This is a genomic window from Roseococcus sp. GW821-FHT12F05, assembly GCF_058806835.1.
Window position 1 is genome coordinate 229,334 of record NZ_JBXAQB010000002.1, and the last position, 13,706, is coordinate 243,039.

Annotated in this window: 14 protein-coding genes; 2 read left to right on the plus strand and 12 right to left on the minus strand. The window is 68.8% G+C overall.

All coding sequences use genetic code 11. The features are described 5' to 3' along the window. Positions 1-3 precede the first annotated feature (3 nt). The 4 genes from AC1ROY_RS05860 to AC1ROY_RS05875 form a co-directional block, all read right to left on the minus strand. On the minus strand, positions 4-384 hold the full coding sequence (locus AC1ROY_RS05860) for a YraN family protein (protein ID WP_493147657.1): 381 nt from the start codon (positions 382-384) through the stop codon (positions 4-6). Next, positions 374-1,396, minus strand: coding sequence for a threonine aldolase family protein (locus tag AC1ROY_RS05865; RefSeq protein ID WP_493147658.1), 1,023 nt, complete (start codon positions 1,394-1,396; stop codon positions 374-376). Before AC1ROY_RS05865 ends, AC1ROY_RS05860 begins: the two co-directional genes overlap by 11 nt. Before the next feature lie 158 nt (positions 1,397-1,554). Next, positions 1,555-2,562, minus strand: a complete 1,008-nt coding sequence (locus AC1ROY_RS05870; protein ID WP_493147659.1) for an amino acid ABC transporter substrate-binding protein — start codon at positions 2,560-2,562, stop codon at positions 1,555-1,557. A 55-nt stretch (positions 2,563-2,617) separates the two neighbouring features. Next, positions 2,618-3,934 (minus strand): aspartate aminotransferase family protein, encoded by a 1,317-nt coding sequence (locus AC1ROY_RS05875; protein ID WP_493147660.1) that lies wholly within the window; start codon positions 3,932-3,934, stop codon positions 2,618-2,620. Positions 3,935-4,040: 106 nt separating this feature from the next. Between AC1ROY_RS05875 and AC1ROY_RS05880 the strand changes: the two genes are divergently transcribed. Continuing rightward, a complete protein-coding gene (locus AC1ROY_RS05880) occupies positions 4,041-4,895 on the plus strand; it encodes a LysR substrate-binding domain-containing protein (protein ID WP_493147661.1) in 855 nt (284 codons plus the stop codon). A 64-nt stretch (positions 4,896-4,959) separates the two neighbouring features. Further along, entirely contained in the window at positions 4,960-5,514 is a 555-nt protein-coding gene (locus AC1ROY_RS05885; RefSeq protein WP_493147662.1) for a DUF4337 domain-containing protein, read from the plus strand. 75 nt (positions 5,515-5,589) lie between these two features. On the opposite strand, the gene AC1ROY_RS05890 is transcribed toward AC1ROY_RS05885, so the two are convergent. The 8 genes from AC1ROY_RS05890 to pdhA form a co-directional block, all read right to left on the minus strand. Further along, positions 5,590-6,219 carry a glutathione S-transferase family protein gene (locus tag AC1ROY_RS05890; protein ID WP_493147663.1) on the minus strand — a complete coding sequence of 210 codons (630 nt, stop codon included), beginning with the start codon at positions 6,217-6,219 and terminating at the stop codon, positions 5,590-5,592. Positions 6,220-6,276: 57 nt separating this feature from the next. Next, positions 6,277-6,753: a type II toxin-antitoxin system RatA family toxin gene (locus AC1ROY_RS05895; RefSeq protein ID WP_493147664.1), complete on the minus strand. Its 477-nt coding sequence runs from the start codon at positions 6,751-6,753 to the stop codon at positions 6,277-6,279. Continuing rightward, positions 6,753-7,727, minus strand: a complete 975-nt coding sequence (gene lipA / locus AC1ROY_RS05900) for a lipoyl synthase (RefSeq protein ID WP_493147665.1) — start codon at positions 7,725-7,727, stop codon at positions 6,753-6,755. Before lipA ends, AC1ROY_RS05895 begins: the two co-directional genes overlap by 1 nt. Before the next feature lie 82 nt (positions 7,728-7,809). Beyond that, a complete protein-coding gene (gene lpdA / locus AC1ROY_RS05905; RefSeq protein ID WP_493147666.1) occupies positions 7,810-9,204 on the minus strand; it encodes a dihydrolipoyl dehydrogenase in 1,395 nt (464 codons plus the stop codon). Positions 9,205-9,207: 3 nt separating this feature from the next. Continuing rightward, entirely contained in the window at positions 9,208-9,696 is a 489-nt protein-coding gene (locus AC1ROY_RS05910; protein WP_493147667.1) for a GNAT family N-acetyltransferase, read from the minus strand. 3 nt (positions 9,697-9,699) lie between these two features. After that, complete coding sequence (locus AC1ROY_RS05915; RefSeq protein ID WP_493147668.1) at positions 9,700-11,004, minus strand: pyruvate dehydrogenase complex dihydrolipoamide acetyltransferase; 1,305 nt, start codon at positions 11,002-11,004, stop codon at positions 9,700-9,702. A gap of 13 nt (positions 11,005-11,017) precedes the next feature. Continuing rightward, positions 11,018-12,376 carry a pyruvate dehydrogenase complex E1 component subunit beta gene (locus AC1ROY_RS05920; RefSeq protein WP_493147669.1) on the minus strand — a complete coding sequence of 453 codons (1,359 nt, stop codon included), beginning with the start codon at positions 12,374-12,376 and terminating at the stop codon, positions 11,018-11,020. A 1-nt stretch (position 12,377) separates the two neighbouring features. Continuing rightward, on the minus strand, positions 12,378-13,346 hold the full coding sequence (gene pdhA / locus AC1ROY_RS05925) for a pyruvate dehydrogenase (acetyl-transferring) E1 component subunit alpha (RefSeq protein ID WP_493148360.1): 969 nt from the start codon (positions 13,344-13,346) through the stop codon (positions 12,378-12,380). Positions 13,347-13,706 lie beyond the last annotated feature (360 nt).

Genomic DNA, 13,706 nt, shown 5'->3' on the forward strand with positions numbered 1-13,706 from the left:
CCCTCAGCCCTGCCGAAGCGCGTCGGTGATGCGCTTCACCGTGCCGTCCGCGGCGACGAGCAGCACGTCGAAGCGCATACCGGCCGCGCCATGGCCGGGATTGGCCGCCAGCCAGATCTCCGCGGCGGCCATCAACCGGTGCTGCTGACGCTCGGTGAGCGCAAAGGCGGCCTCGCGCAGGCTGGGCCGGGCCTTCACCTCGACGAAGGCGAGCAGGCCTTCCTTCTCGGCGACGATGTCCAACTCGCCGGCCGGCGTGCGCAACCGCTCTGCCAGAATGGTCCAGCCGTCGCGGATCAGCGTGTCGCGGGCCAGCGCCTCGGCGTCGCGGCCCGTGCGGTCCGCGACGACGCCCCGGCGCTGGCGCCTGATGTCAGGCGGCAAGCGCGTCGCGAATGGCCGAGACTGCCTCGGGGATCATCGGGGCTGTCACATCCAGATGCAGGCAGGCCCGCACGCGGCCGCCGAGGCCGCTGACCATGATGCCCTGTTCCAGCAGCGTCTGCTGCAGCTGCGGCACCGACTTTCCCGTCGCCTTGATGTCGAAGAAGACGAGGTTGGTGTCGGGGTCCTCGACCACCACGCCCTCGATCTGCGCGAGGCCGCGGGCCAGCGCCTTGGCGTTCGCATGGTCGTCCGCCAGCCGGTCGATGTGGTGGTCCAACGCGTAGATGCAGGCCGCGGCGCAGATGCCGCCCTGCCGCATCGAGCCGCCCAGCCGCTGCTTCCAGCGCCAGGCCTGGCCGATGAACTCGTTGGAGCCGCAAAGCACGGCGCCGAGCGGCGCGCCGAGCCCCTTGGTGAAGTCCAGCCACACGCTGTCGAAGCCGGCCACCATGTCGGCGGCCGCGATGCCGGCGCCGACGCAGGCGTTCATCAGTCGCGCGCCGTCCATGTGGGTGGCCCAGCCCTGCTCATGGGCGATGTCGGTGAGCTCGGTCAGCGTCTCGAGCGACCAGATCGCGCCGCCGCCGATATTGGCAGTCTGCTCGATCTCCAGCAGGCGCTGCGGCGGGGTGTAGCGCGTCTTGGGGCGGATGGCGGCGCGGAGGTCGTCCGGCGTGAACATGCCGCGGGCGCCCTTCAGGCCCATGATCTGCGCGCCCGTCAGCGCGGCATGCGTGCCGCCCTCGCTACCCAGAATATGCGCGGTCTCGTGGGCGACGACCTCGTCGCCCTTCTGGCAATGGGTGAGGATGGCGATGACGTTGCACATGGTGCCGGAGGGCAGGAAGACCGCGGCCTCCTTGCCGGTGAGCGCGGCCATGCGGTCGCAGAGCTCCCAGACGGTGGGGTCGTCGCCATGCTGCTCGTCGCCCATCTCGGCCGACATCATGGCCTCCTTCATCGCGGGCGTCGGGCGCGTCTGCGTGTCGGAGTAGAGGTTGATGCGCACCGGCGGCGCATTCCGGGGCGGCCGGACGGGCGCCCAGGAGTGGGAGGACATCGTATGGGAGGGGGCTTGGACCATAGCCCAAGCTTGCCAGGATTTTTCGCGAGCGTCAGCCCGGGCAGGATCGCTGAGGCGGCGATTCCGCCCCGGACGATCGCAGTCTACCGGAATGGCGGCGCGATCAGCAGCCCGCCGTCGCGCCAGAGCCGGTTCGGCCCGCGCGCGATGCCGAGCGGGGTCACGTTCCGCTCGAAGCTTTCGGCATAGTTGCCCACCTGCCCTACGATCCGTGCGGCCCAGGCATTGTCGATGCCCATCCCAGCGCCGAGCCCGCCCGCGCGCCCGACGAAGCGCTGCACCGCCGGCTCCGTGCTGGCCTGCGCGGCGGCGATGTTCGCGCTGGTGAGGCCGAGCTCCTCGCCCTCCATCAACGCCCAGACGCTCCAGCGCACGATGTTCGCCCAGCCGTCGTCGCCGTAGCGCACGGCGACGGCCAGCGGCTCCTTCGAGACCAGCTCCGGCAGGATCGCGTGCTCGGCCGGGTTCGAGGCGCGCGTGCGGATGCCGGCGAGCTGCGTCTGGTCGCTGGCGATGGCGTCGCAGCGGCCGGCGAAATAGGTGTTCCCCAACGTCTCGACCTGCTCGATCATCAGCGGCGTGAAGGTGATGTTACGCCGGCGGAAGGCGTCCGACACGGCCAGCCCCGTCTCCGTCCCCGGCTGGATGCAGATGGTGCTGCCAGCGAGCTGCTCCAGCCGCGAGATGTTGGCCGCCGCCTTCACCATGAAACCCGTGCCGTCAAAGTAGTTCACGGCCACGAAGTTCACGCTTTGCGAGGTGTTGCGGCCCAGCGACCAGGTGGTGTTGCGCGCGAGCAGATCCACCTCGCCGCTGGTGAGTGCGGGCAGACGCTGCACGGCGGTGAGCGGCACGTACTGCACCTTCGCCGCGTCGCCCAGCGCGGCGGCGGCCACCGCGCGGCAGGCATCGACGTCGAGGCCGCGCCACTCGCCGCGGGCGTTGGGTGCGGCGAAGCCAGGGAAGCCGGTGCTGACGCCGCAGCGCACGGCGCCCCGCGATCGAGCGGCCTCCAGGGTGGATTGCGCCATGGCGGGCGCGATCGCGAAGGTACAGGCCAGCAGGCCCGCAAGCGCGGGGAAAAATCGCATCGTCACTCTCCTCAATCGTCGTCCGGTGCCGGGAGTGGCTGGCGTTCTTCTCGGTTCAGTTCGGGCGGCGCTTCACGCTCACCGCCTCGATCGCGTCGCGCAGGATCTCCATCGCCTGGTCGATCTGGTCCGGCGTGGTGGTCGCGGGCGGCACGAGGCGCAGCACGCTGCCCTGCCGGCGCAGGCTGAAGATCAGCCCCGTCTCGAAGCAGCGCTTGCCGACCTCGCGGCCTTCCTCGGTCGCCGGCTTCTTGCTCTGCCGGTCCTGCACCAGCTCGATGCCGGTGAGCTGCCCGCGGCCGCGGATGTCGCCGATGATCTCGTAGCGCTGCTGCATCGCGTCGAGATGCTCGCGGATCCGCGCGCCGATCTCGCGCGCCTTCCGCGGCACGTCCTCGTTGACGATGACCTCGAGGCTCGCCGTGCCGGCCGCGCAGATCAGCGGGTCGTTGCTGTGCGAATGCGTGGCGGCATAGCCCTCGGAGACGACCTTCTCCTCGATCGCCGCCGTGGTGACGACGGCGCTGATCCCCACGCCGCCCCCAAAGTGCTTGGCGACGGTGACGATGTCCGGGACGATCCCCTCGCCCTCGAAGGCGAACATGGAGCCCATCTTGCCGAGGCCGGTCTGCTCCTCGTCGAGGATGAGCAGCATGCCGCGCGCCTCGCACATCTTCTTCAGCTCGCGGAGCCAGCCCGGAGGGGGTTCGACCACGCCGCCCGCGCTGAAGACCGGCTCGGTGATGACGGCGGCCGGGCGGCCCGTGCTCTGCGCATCAATCAGCTCGAAGCTGGTCTTGAGGCAGGCGTACTCGCAGCCGGGAAAGGTCTGGTTCAGCGGGCAGCGGTAGCAATAGGGCGCCACCATCGCGATGCTGCCGCCGGGCAGTTGCCCATGGCCCGAATGCCAGCCGGAAAAGGTCACCGCGCGCGTCGCGTCCGAGAGGCCATGGAAGCTGATGTGGGGCGAGATCACCTCATGCCCGCCCGTATATTTGCGGGCGATCATCATCGCCATCTCGTTGGCGTCGGCGCCGCTCTCGCCGAAGAGGCTCTTCTGCAACGGGTCCGGCACGATCTCGCCCAGCTTCGCCGCCAGCTCGATCTCCTTCACGTTGAAGTGGCTGGAGTGCGAGTGGATCATCGTCTCGCAGGCGTCCTTGATCGCGGCGACGACATGCGGGTGGTTGTGCCCCAGCGCCGAGCACATCTGGCCCGAGTTGAAGTCGATCCAGGTCTTGCCGTTCACGTCGGTGACGATGCTGTCCTTGGCGCTGGCGAAGACCGGGCCCTCGGCCGTCTTCTTGTCCATGCGCGAGCGGAAGCTGTAGCGGTCGGCCTTCTGCAGCAGATCGGCTTCCGTTTGACTCATGGGCTCTCTCCTCGGGACTGGGAGAGCGTTGCGCATGGACATCCGGCGCAGCAAACGCGTAGATTTCAGGCCCAGATGAAGAAATCTCATCCCGGCCGCTGACCCCATGCGCAACCTTCCGCCGCTGCGCGCCGTCGTCGCCTTCGAGGCGACCTCGCGCCTCGGCAGCATGGCCCTGGCGGCGGAGGAGCTGCGCATCACGCCGTCGGCCGTCAGCCACCGCATCGCGACGCTGGAGGCACATCTGGGGCAGCCGCTCTTCCGCCGCACGCCCAACGGGCTGGAGCCTCTGGCCCTCGCGCAGAAGCTGGCCTTCCGGGTCTCCTGCGGCCTCGCCGAGATCGCCGAGGGCTGCCGCGACTTCCTGGACAACGGGGCGACCCTGCCGCTCGACATCCACGTCAACGCCAGCCTCGCTGCGAAATGGCTGCGGCCGCGCCTGCCGGGCTTCCTGCTCCATCATCCCAACGTCGCGCTGCACGTGCTCGACGCGACAAACGTGCGCCCGGGCCTCGACCTCGCGCTCCTGTACGGCAGCGACGCACCGAGCGTGGAGCCCCTGCTGAAGGAGATGGTCCGCCCCCTCTGCAGCCCCGCGCTGCGCGACCGGCTGCCGGCCGAGCCTGATGTCGCCGACATCCTCACCCTGCCCCTCCTCCACTCACGGAACGCCGTGCGCTGGCCCGAATGGTGCCGGGCCATGGGCCTGCGCCCGCCGCCGCCCGGCGGCCTCAGCTTCGACCGCTCGCACCTCGCCATCGACGCCGCCTGCGAGGGCCAGGGCGTGGTACTGGAGAGCGACGTCCTCACCGGCGCCGACCGCCGCTCCGGCCGCCTCGTGGCCCCCCTCCCCGACGCCGCCATCCCTTCGGTCGGCTTCGCGTTGCTGCTCCCCGAGGCCCCGCTCCGCCCGCCGATGGACGCCTTCGTCGCCTGGCTCCGCAGCGAAGCCGTCACCTGACGGTGCTGGCCTTGTCGTCGTCGCCATGGCATCTGGCCCAAGGTTACGCAGGAGACAGATTCGCATGGCGGGTGGACACGGGGCGCCGCACGGCACCGAGAACAAGGGCGTGGCGCTGCTCATCGCCATCCTGGCGTTGTTTCTGGCCCTGGCCGAGGTCGGCGCCAAATCCTCCCAGACCGAGGCGCTGAACAACAACGTCCAGGCGGCCAACCTCTGGTCCTTCTTCCAGGCCCGCACCATCCGGCAGACCCAGCTCCGCACCGCCGTCGAGCAGGCCGAGCTGGACAAGACGGCCGACAACCGGGCCGTCATCGAGGCCCAGCAGGCCCGCTGGAGTGCCACCATAGCCCGCTGGGAGAGCGAGCCCGACACCGGCGAAGGCCGTCGCGAGCTCACGGCCCGCGCCCGCGAGGCCGAAGCCAAGCGCGACCGGAACATGGAGCGCTATCACATGTTCGAGTACTCGAGCGCGGTCTACCAAGTGGCGATCGTGGTGGCCTCGGCGTCGATCATCACGGGGGTGGCGCTGCTGATCTGGCTGTCGGGAGCGCTCGGCGTGGTCGGGTTCGGGCTGATGATGCTGGGGTACTTCGCGCCGGGCCTCATCCACCTGTGACTTGAGGGCTTCCGCCCCACGTTGTCTTCGCTTCGCGGCCCCCCCCCCGCCAGGGGCCGCGGCCCTTGGATCCGGCTACACGGAAACGTGCTTGGCCCAGACGGGCGCGATGCGCGGCCGCAGGGAGACCGACTGCGCCAGCGCCTCCACGCGCGGACACTCCGCCGGCATCCACTGCGCGCCCTTGTTCCAGCGCGACAGCGCCGCCAGGTAGATGTCCGCCACCGAGAAGCGGTCGCCCAGCACGAAGGGCGACGGCGCGCATTCCCGCTCGATCAGCCGCCACACCTCGCGCCCCATCTCCTGCGCCCGCGTCGCGATCGCCGGCGCATGCGCGGGATCGGCGGAAAATCGCTCCGGATAATCGTAGCGCGTCACATGCGGGTAGAACTCGCCCGCCACCAGCGCCATCCAGCGCAGCGCCACCGCCCGTGCGCTGTCCGAACCCGACGGCAGCAGCCCTGCCCCCGGATGCCGGTCCGCCAGCGTGATCAGGATCGCCGCCGATTCCGTCATCACCGTGCCGTCCGGCAGGATCAGCGTCGGGATGCGGCCCATCGGGTTGAGCTTGCGGTACTCCGCCGCCAGCTGCGCGTTGGTCGCCAGCGGCACCTCGCGCAGCTCGACCTCCGCGCCGATCTCCGCCAGCGCCATCTCGACGGGTCCGGAGCCTGAGCCGACATCGCCATAGAGCACATAACGCATCGCGTCTCCTTCAGGCAGGGCACGACCGTTGAACCCGGAAGCCGGCGTGGAGGTTTCCTACCGCGGCGTGGCCGGCGCCGGCGTCGCGACCGGCGGCACCGGGTGGCGTCCGTAGAGCACCATCGCCCGCCGCTCGAAGGCGCGCACCATCACGCGCACCGCCTCGTTGAACACGGTCCCGATCACCGCCTGCAGCAGCTTCGAACGGAACTCGAAGTCCACGAAGAAATTCACCTCCGTGCCGCCGGGCACGGGCGTGAGGCGCCAGGTGTTGTTGAGGTAGCGGAAGGGGCCGTCGAGATACTTCACCTCGACCAGATGCGGGCGATCCAGCGTGACCTCGCTCCGGAAGGTCTCGCGGAACATCTTGAAGCCGATGGTGAGGTCCGCGGTCAGCTTCGTCTCGTCGCGCGTGAGGACGCGCGCGCCCACGCACCAGGGCAGGAACTCGGGATAGCGGTGCACGTCGGCGACGATCTGGAAGACCTGCTCCGGCGTGTGCCGAAGGATCTTCTTTTCGGCATGCGTCGGCATCAGGCCGCGAGGCTCTTTTCCCGCGCGGCCCGCAGCGCGGCGAAGTCGCGGTCGGCGTGATAGGAACTGCGCGTCAGCGGCGTGGCCGAGACCAGCAGAAAGCCCTTGGCGCGCGCCAGGCTGGCATAGTCCGCGAACTCCGAAGGGTCCACGAAGCGGGCCACGGCCGCGTGCTTCACGCTCGGCTGCAGGTACTGGCCGATGGTGAGGAAATCGATGTCGGCGCTGCGCATGTCCTCCATCACCTGCTGCACCTCGATGCGCTCCTCGCCGAGGCCGACCATGATGCCGGACTTGGTGAAGATGGAGGGATCGAGCTGCTTCACCCGGTCCAGCAGCCGCAGCGAGTGGTAGTAGCGCGCCCCCGGCCGGATGCCCGGATAGAGCCGCGGCACCGTCTCGAGGTTGTGGTTGAACACGTCCGGCTTGGCCGCGACCACCACCTCCAGAGCGCCGTCCTTCCGAAGGAAGTCGGGCGTGAGGATCTCGATGGTGGTGTCCGGCGCGGCCTTGCGGATGGCGGCGATGGTCTCGGCGAAATGCCGGGCCCCGCCGTCGCGCAGGTCGTCGCGGTCCACGCTGGTGATGACCACGTGGCGCAGGCCCAGAGCGGCGACCGCATCGCCCACGCGGCGCGGCTCGTCATGATCCAGCGGGTTGGGCATGCCCGTCGCGACGTTGCAGAAGGAGCAGGCGCGCGTGCAGGTGTCACCCATGATCATCATGGTGGCGTGGCGCTGGCTCCAGCACTCGCCGATGTTCGGGCAGGCCGCCTCCTCGCAGACGGTCACGAGCTTGTTGTCCCGCATGAGCTTGCGGGTCTCGTGGTAGATCGGGTGGGTCGGCGCCTTTACCCGGATCCAGTCTGGCTTGCGCTGGATCGCGTTGTCCGGACGATGCGCCTTCTCCGGGTGCCGCTCGGCACCCGTCCTGGCACTTCCCTGGGGACGATGGTCGATCTCGATGCGGGCCATGGTCCCTCACATATAGCGCGGCCGGGCCGTTTCACATCCCTGGTTTGGCGGCCCGAGCCATGACGCCCGGGCAATCCATGGTTCAGATGTGGAGCACGCGTCCGTAGGCGTCCAGGACCGACTCGTGCATCGTCTCGGACACCGTCGGGTGCGGGAAGACGGTGTGCATGAGCTCCAGCTCGGTCGTCTCCAGGGTCCGGGCGATGGTGTAGCCCTGGATCATCTCCGTGACCTCCGGCCCGACCATATGGGCGCCCAGCAGCTCGCCGGTCTTGGCGTCGAAGACGGTCTTGGTGAAGCCCTCGGTGTCGCCGAGCGCGATGGCCTTGCCGTTGCCGATGAAGGGGAAGCGGCCGACCTTCACCTCATGGCCCAGCTCCTTGGCGCGGGCCTCCGTCAGGCCCACGGAGGCGACCTGCGGGCGGCAATAGGTGCAGCCCGGGATGTTCGAGTTCTCGAAGGGATGCGGGTCGAGGCCGGCGATGAACTCCACACAGGTGATGGCCTCATGGCTTGCCTTGTGGGCCAGCCAGGGCGGGCCGGCGAGGTCGCCGATGGCATAGACATTCGGCTCGCCGGTGCGGCCATAGCCGTCCACCACGACATGCGTGCGGTCGACCTTGATCTTGGTGCCCTCGAGGCCGATGCCCTCGACATTGCCGACGATGCCGACCGCCAGGATCAGCTTGTCGGCCTCGATCTCCTGGGTCTTGCCGCCGATCTCGACCGTCGCCGTGACGGTGGAGGCGCCCTTCTTCACGGATTTCACCGAGGCGCTGAGCAGCACCTTCATGCCCTGCTTCTCGAAGGACTTCTTCACGAAGGCGGAAACCTCGGCATCCTCGACCGGCACCACGCGGTCCAGCGCCTCGATGATGGTGACCTCGCTGCCGAGGTCGCGGAAGAAGCTGGCGAATTCCACGCCGATCGCACCCGAGCCGATGACGATGAGCCGCTTCGGCACGCTGTCGGGCACCAGCGCCTCGCGATAGGTCCAGATCAGCTTGCCGTCCGGCTCCATGCCCGGCAGCACGCGGGCGCGGGCGCCGGTGGCCAGGATGATGTTCTTCGCCACCAGGTCGGCGACGGGCTTGCCGTCCTTCTCGACCGCGACCTTGCCGCCGCCGGCCAGCTTGCCGAAGCCGTCGATGACGGTGATGCCGTTCTTCTTCATCAGGAACTTCACGCCGCCCGAGAGCTGCGCCGCGACGCCGCGGCTGCGCCTCACGATCTTGGCGATGTCGAACTTCACGTTGTCCGCGCTCATCCCGTAATGGTCGAGCGTGTTGAGGATGTGGAAGATCTCGGAGGAGCGCAGCAGCGCCTTGGCCGGGATGCAGCCCCAGTTGAGGCAGATGCCGCCCAGCGCCTCGCGCTCGACGATGGCGACCTTCATCTTGAGCTGCGCCGCGCGGATCGCCGCGACATAGCCGCCGGGGCCGCTGCCCACCACCACGAGATCGTAATTGTCGGCCATGTCTCAGCCCCTTCCTGCGAGCGCGACGAGGGCGGACCCCGAGACGCGCTGATCCGTCCATTCCTCGCGCCCGACGGCGCCCATCGCGCGATAGGCGGCGATGGCGGGCGTATTCCAGTCCAGCACGTTCCACGAGACCGCCGTGCAGCCCTCGTCCAGCGCGCGCTGCGCGACCATCCGGAAGGCCGCCTTCGCGATGCCCTTCTTGCGATGCTCGGGCTCGACGAAGATGTCCTCGATCCAGATCTCCGGCTTGCCCATGAAGCTGGAGAAGGTGTGGTACCAGAGGCAGACCGCGACCGGTTTCCAGTCGACATCGGCCAGCATGGCCTGGGCCAGCGGTCGTTCGCCGAAGAGGGCCTTGGTCAGGTCCGCTTCCGTGACGTGGAACTCGTGCTCGATCTTCTCGTAGACCGCCAGCGCGCGCAGCAGCCGGTGGATGTCCGGGACATCCGCCGGCGTCGTTTTACGCCAGGTGAAGCCTTTCGCCACCTGCTACAGCATCAGGCTCAGCGGCTCTTCCACGATGGCCTTGAATTCCTGCAGCCATTCCGCGGCGAGCGCGCCGTCGATCACGCGATGATCCACGCTGAGCTGGCAGGTCATCACGGTCGCGACCGCGAGCTCGCCGTTCTTCACCACCGGCCGCTTCTGGCCCGCGCCGACGGCGAGGATGCCGGCCTGCGGCGGGTTGATGATCGCCGAGAAGAAGGAGACGCCGTACATCCCCATGTTCGAGATGCTGAAGCCGCCGCCCTGGAATTCCTCCGGCTTCAGCTTGCCGGACTTGGCGCGGGCGCCGAGGTCCTTCATCTCGTTGCTGATCGCGGCCAGGCCCTTGGTGTCAGCATTGCGCACGATCGGCGTGATGAGCCCGTCCGGGATCGAGACGGCGACGCTGATGTCCACGTCGTTGAAGCGCAGGATGGCGTCGTCGGTCCAGGCCGCGTTCACGGCCGGGATGCGCTTCAGCGTGACAGCGGCGGCCTTGATGACGAGGTCGTTCACCGAAAGCTTGAAGGCGCCGGGACCGTCCTTCGGGCTGCGGGCATTGAGCTTGGCGCGCAGTTCCAGCAGCGCGTCGATCTCGATATCCGCCGCCACGTAGAAGTGCGGGATGGTCTGCTTGCTCTCCGAGAGCCGGCGCGCGATCACCTTGCGCATCGAGCTGTTCGGGAAGGCCGTGGTGGCGCCCAGGATCGGGGCCGGAGCCGCGGTCGGGCGCAGCGCAGGAGCCGCCGCCGGAGCCGGAGCAGCGGCGGCGGGTGCCGGCGCGGGAGCGCCGCCCTTCATCGCGGCCTCGACGTCGGACTTCACGATGCGGCCCTGCGGGCCCGAGCCCGTGACCTTGGAGAGGTCGAGCCCGGCCTGCTGCGCCATGCGCTTGGCCAGCGGCGAGGCGGCGACGCGGTCGCCCGAAGCCGCATGCGCCGGGGCGGGCGCAGGAGCCGGAGCGGTGGCGGGCGCGGGTGCAGGAGCGGCGGCAGCCTTCGGTGCCTCCGACGGCTTTGGTGCAGGCGCCGGAGCCGCCTTCGCCTCGCCGCTCGGCGCGGCCTCGCCCGGCTCGACCAGCACGGCGATGACGGCGTTCACCTTCACGCCCTCGGTGCCGGCAGGCACGACGATCTTGCCGAGGATGCCCTCGTCCACGGCTTCCACTTCCATGGTCGCCTTGTCGGTCTCGATCTCGGCGATCACGTCGCCGGACTTCACCTTGTCGCCCTCGGCCTTGAGCCAGCGGGCCAGCGTGCCCTCCGTCATGGTCGGCGAGAGGGCGGGCATCAGGATGTCGGTGGCCATGTCGCGCGTCCTCTCAGCGATAGGTCACGGAGTGGGCGGCCTCGACCACCTGCTCCAGCCGCGGCAGGGCCAGCTTCTCGAGATTGGCCGCATAGGGCATGGGGATGTCGAGCCCATGCACGCGCACCGGCGGCGCGTCGAGGTCGTCGAAGCAGTTCTCGACGATCTGCATCGCGAGTTCCGAGCCGATGCCGGCGAAGGGCCAGCCTTCCTCCAGCGTCACCACGCGGTTGGTCTTCTTCACGCTGCGCACGATCGTCTCGATGTCGAGCGGGCGGATGGTGCGGAGGTTGATCACCTCGGCGCTGATCCCCTGCTCGGCCAGCTTGTCGGCCGCCTGCATGGCGAGCCCCACCATGATCGAGAAGGCGATGATGGTGACGTCCGTGCCCTCGCGCTCCACCTTCGCCTTGCCGATCGGCAGGATGAAGTCCTCGTCGGTCGGGCAGTCGAAGCTGTGCCCGTAGAGAATCTCGTTCTCGAGGAAGATGACCGGGTTCGGGTCGCGGATGGCGGCGCGCAGCAGGCCCTTGGCGTCGGCCGCGGACCAGGGCGCCACGACCTTCAGCCCCGGGCAATGCGCGTACCAGCTCGCATAGCACTGGCTGTGCTGGGCGGCGACGCGCGAGGCCGCGCCGTTCGGCCCGCGGAAGGTGATGGGGCAACCCAGCTGGCCGCCGGACATGTAGAGCGTCTTGGCGGCCGAATTGATGATCTGGTCGATCGCCTGCATCGAGAAGTTGAAGGTCATGAACTCGACGATGGGCTTCAGGCCGGTGAAGGCCGCGCCCACGGCCATGCCGGTGAAGCCGTGCTCGGTGATGGGCATGTCGATCACGCGCTTGGCGCCGAACTCGTCCAGCAGGCCCTGGCTGATCTTGTAGGCGCCCTGGTACTGCGCGACCTCCTCGCCCATGAGGAAGACGTCCTTGTCGGCGCGCATCTCGGCGGCCATGGCGTCGCGCAGCGCCTCGCGGACGGTGATGGGCTTGGTCGGCCCCCAGTCCTTCTCGGGCGCGACCGACACCGGCGTCGCGGCGATGGTCGGGTGCGGCTTGGCGGCCGGGGCTTCGGCGGCCGGCTCGGCTGGCGCTTCGGCCTTGGGAGCGGGCGCCGCCTTGCCGCCGCCGGCGCCGCCGTCGAGCTCCGCGATCGGCGAGTTCACCGCGACGTTCTCGGTCCCCTCGGGCACGACGATCTTCGTCAGCGTGCCTTCGTCGACGGCCTCGACTTCCATCGTGGCCTTGTCGGTCTCGATCTCGGCGATCACGTCGCCGGACTTCACCGCGTCGCCTTCCTTCTTCAGCCACTTGGCCAGCTTGCCCTCCGTCATGGTGGGGGACAGCGCCGGCATCAGGATCTCGACACCCATCTTACTTCGCCTCCACCAGGACGTCGGTCCAGAGTTCGCTTTCGTCCGGCTCGGGCGAGGTCTGCGCGAAATCGGCGGCGTCGGTGACGATGGCCTTCACCTCGTCGTCCAGCGCCTTGAGGTCCGCCTCGGTCACGCCCTGGCCCATGAGCTGCGCGCGCGCCGTCTCCAGGCAGTCGTGCTGCTCGCGCATCTTCTGCACCTCCTCGCGGGTGCGGTACTTCGCGGGGTCGGACATGGAGTGGCCGCGGTAGCGGTAGGTCTTCATCTCCAGCAGATACGGGCCGTTGCCGGCGCGGCAATGCGCGACCGCGCGCTGCGCTGCCTCGAAGACGGTCTGCACGTTCATGCCGTCCACCTGCTCGCCCGGGATGCCCCAGGGGCTGCCGTTCTTCGAGAGGTCGTGGCTGGCCGAAGCGCGCTCGACGCTCGTGCCCATGCCGTACTTGTTGTTCTCGATGACGAAGATGCAGGGCAGCTTGAACAGCGCCGCGAGGTTCAGGCTCTCATAGACCTGCCCCTGATTGGAGGCGCCCTCGCCGAAATAGGCGACCGAGACCTTGCCGTCCTCGCGGTACCAGTTGGCGAAGGCGAGGCCGACGCCGAGGCTCACCTGCGCGCCCACGATGCCGTGGCCGCCGAAGAAGCCCTTCTCGCGGCTGAACATGTGCATCGAGCCGCCCTTGCCCTTCGAGTAGCCGCCGATGCGGCCCGTCAGCTCGGCCATGACGCCGCGGGCCTCCATGCCGGTCGCCAGCATGTGCCCGTGGTCGCGGTAGGAGGTGATGACCTCGTCGCCCGGCTTGAGCGAGGCCTGCATGCCCACCACCACGGCCTCCTGGCCGATATAGAGGTGGCAGAAGCCGCCGATGAGCCCCATGCCGTAGAGCTGCCCGGCCTTCTCCTCGAAGCGTCGGATCAGGAGCATGTCCCGATAGGCGCGCAGCAGGGCGTTGTGCCCCATCTGCATTTCCTTTTCCTTCGCGGCGCCCTTGGCGCGGCGCTTGGACGGGGCGGCTTCGAGCATGGGCGTCTCCCTCGGGGGTACGCCACAGTTAGGCCGGCCCCGCGACCTTCGCAAGGCGGACCTCCTGTCGGAAAATCCAGTTATTGCAACGCAATATTCACTTTAACCAGATTTTGGTTCACGACATATTCTTATGCTGCGACGCAACAATGTTGCTAGATCGCTGATCTGGCTGGGGAAGCGCACCAGCAAAGCGAGAGGGCGCCGCCCTCTCGCGCTCTCCCGCCAGGGATTTTAGTCCCTGGACCCTATGATATTGAATTCAAACCTGAATCGGATCAGGGATCCGGCGGCAAGCAAGGA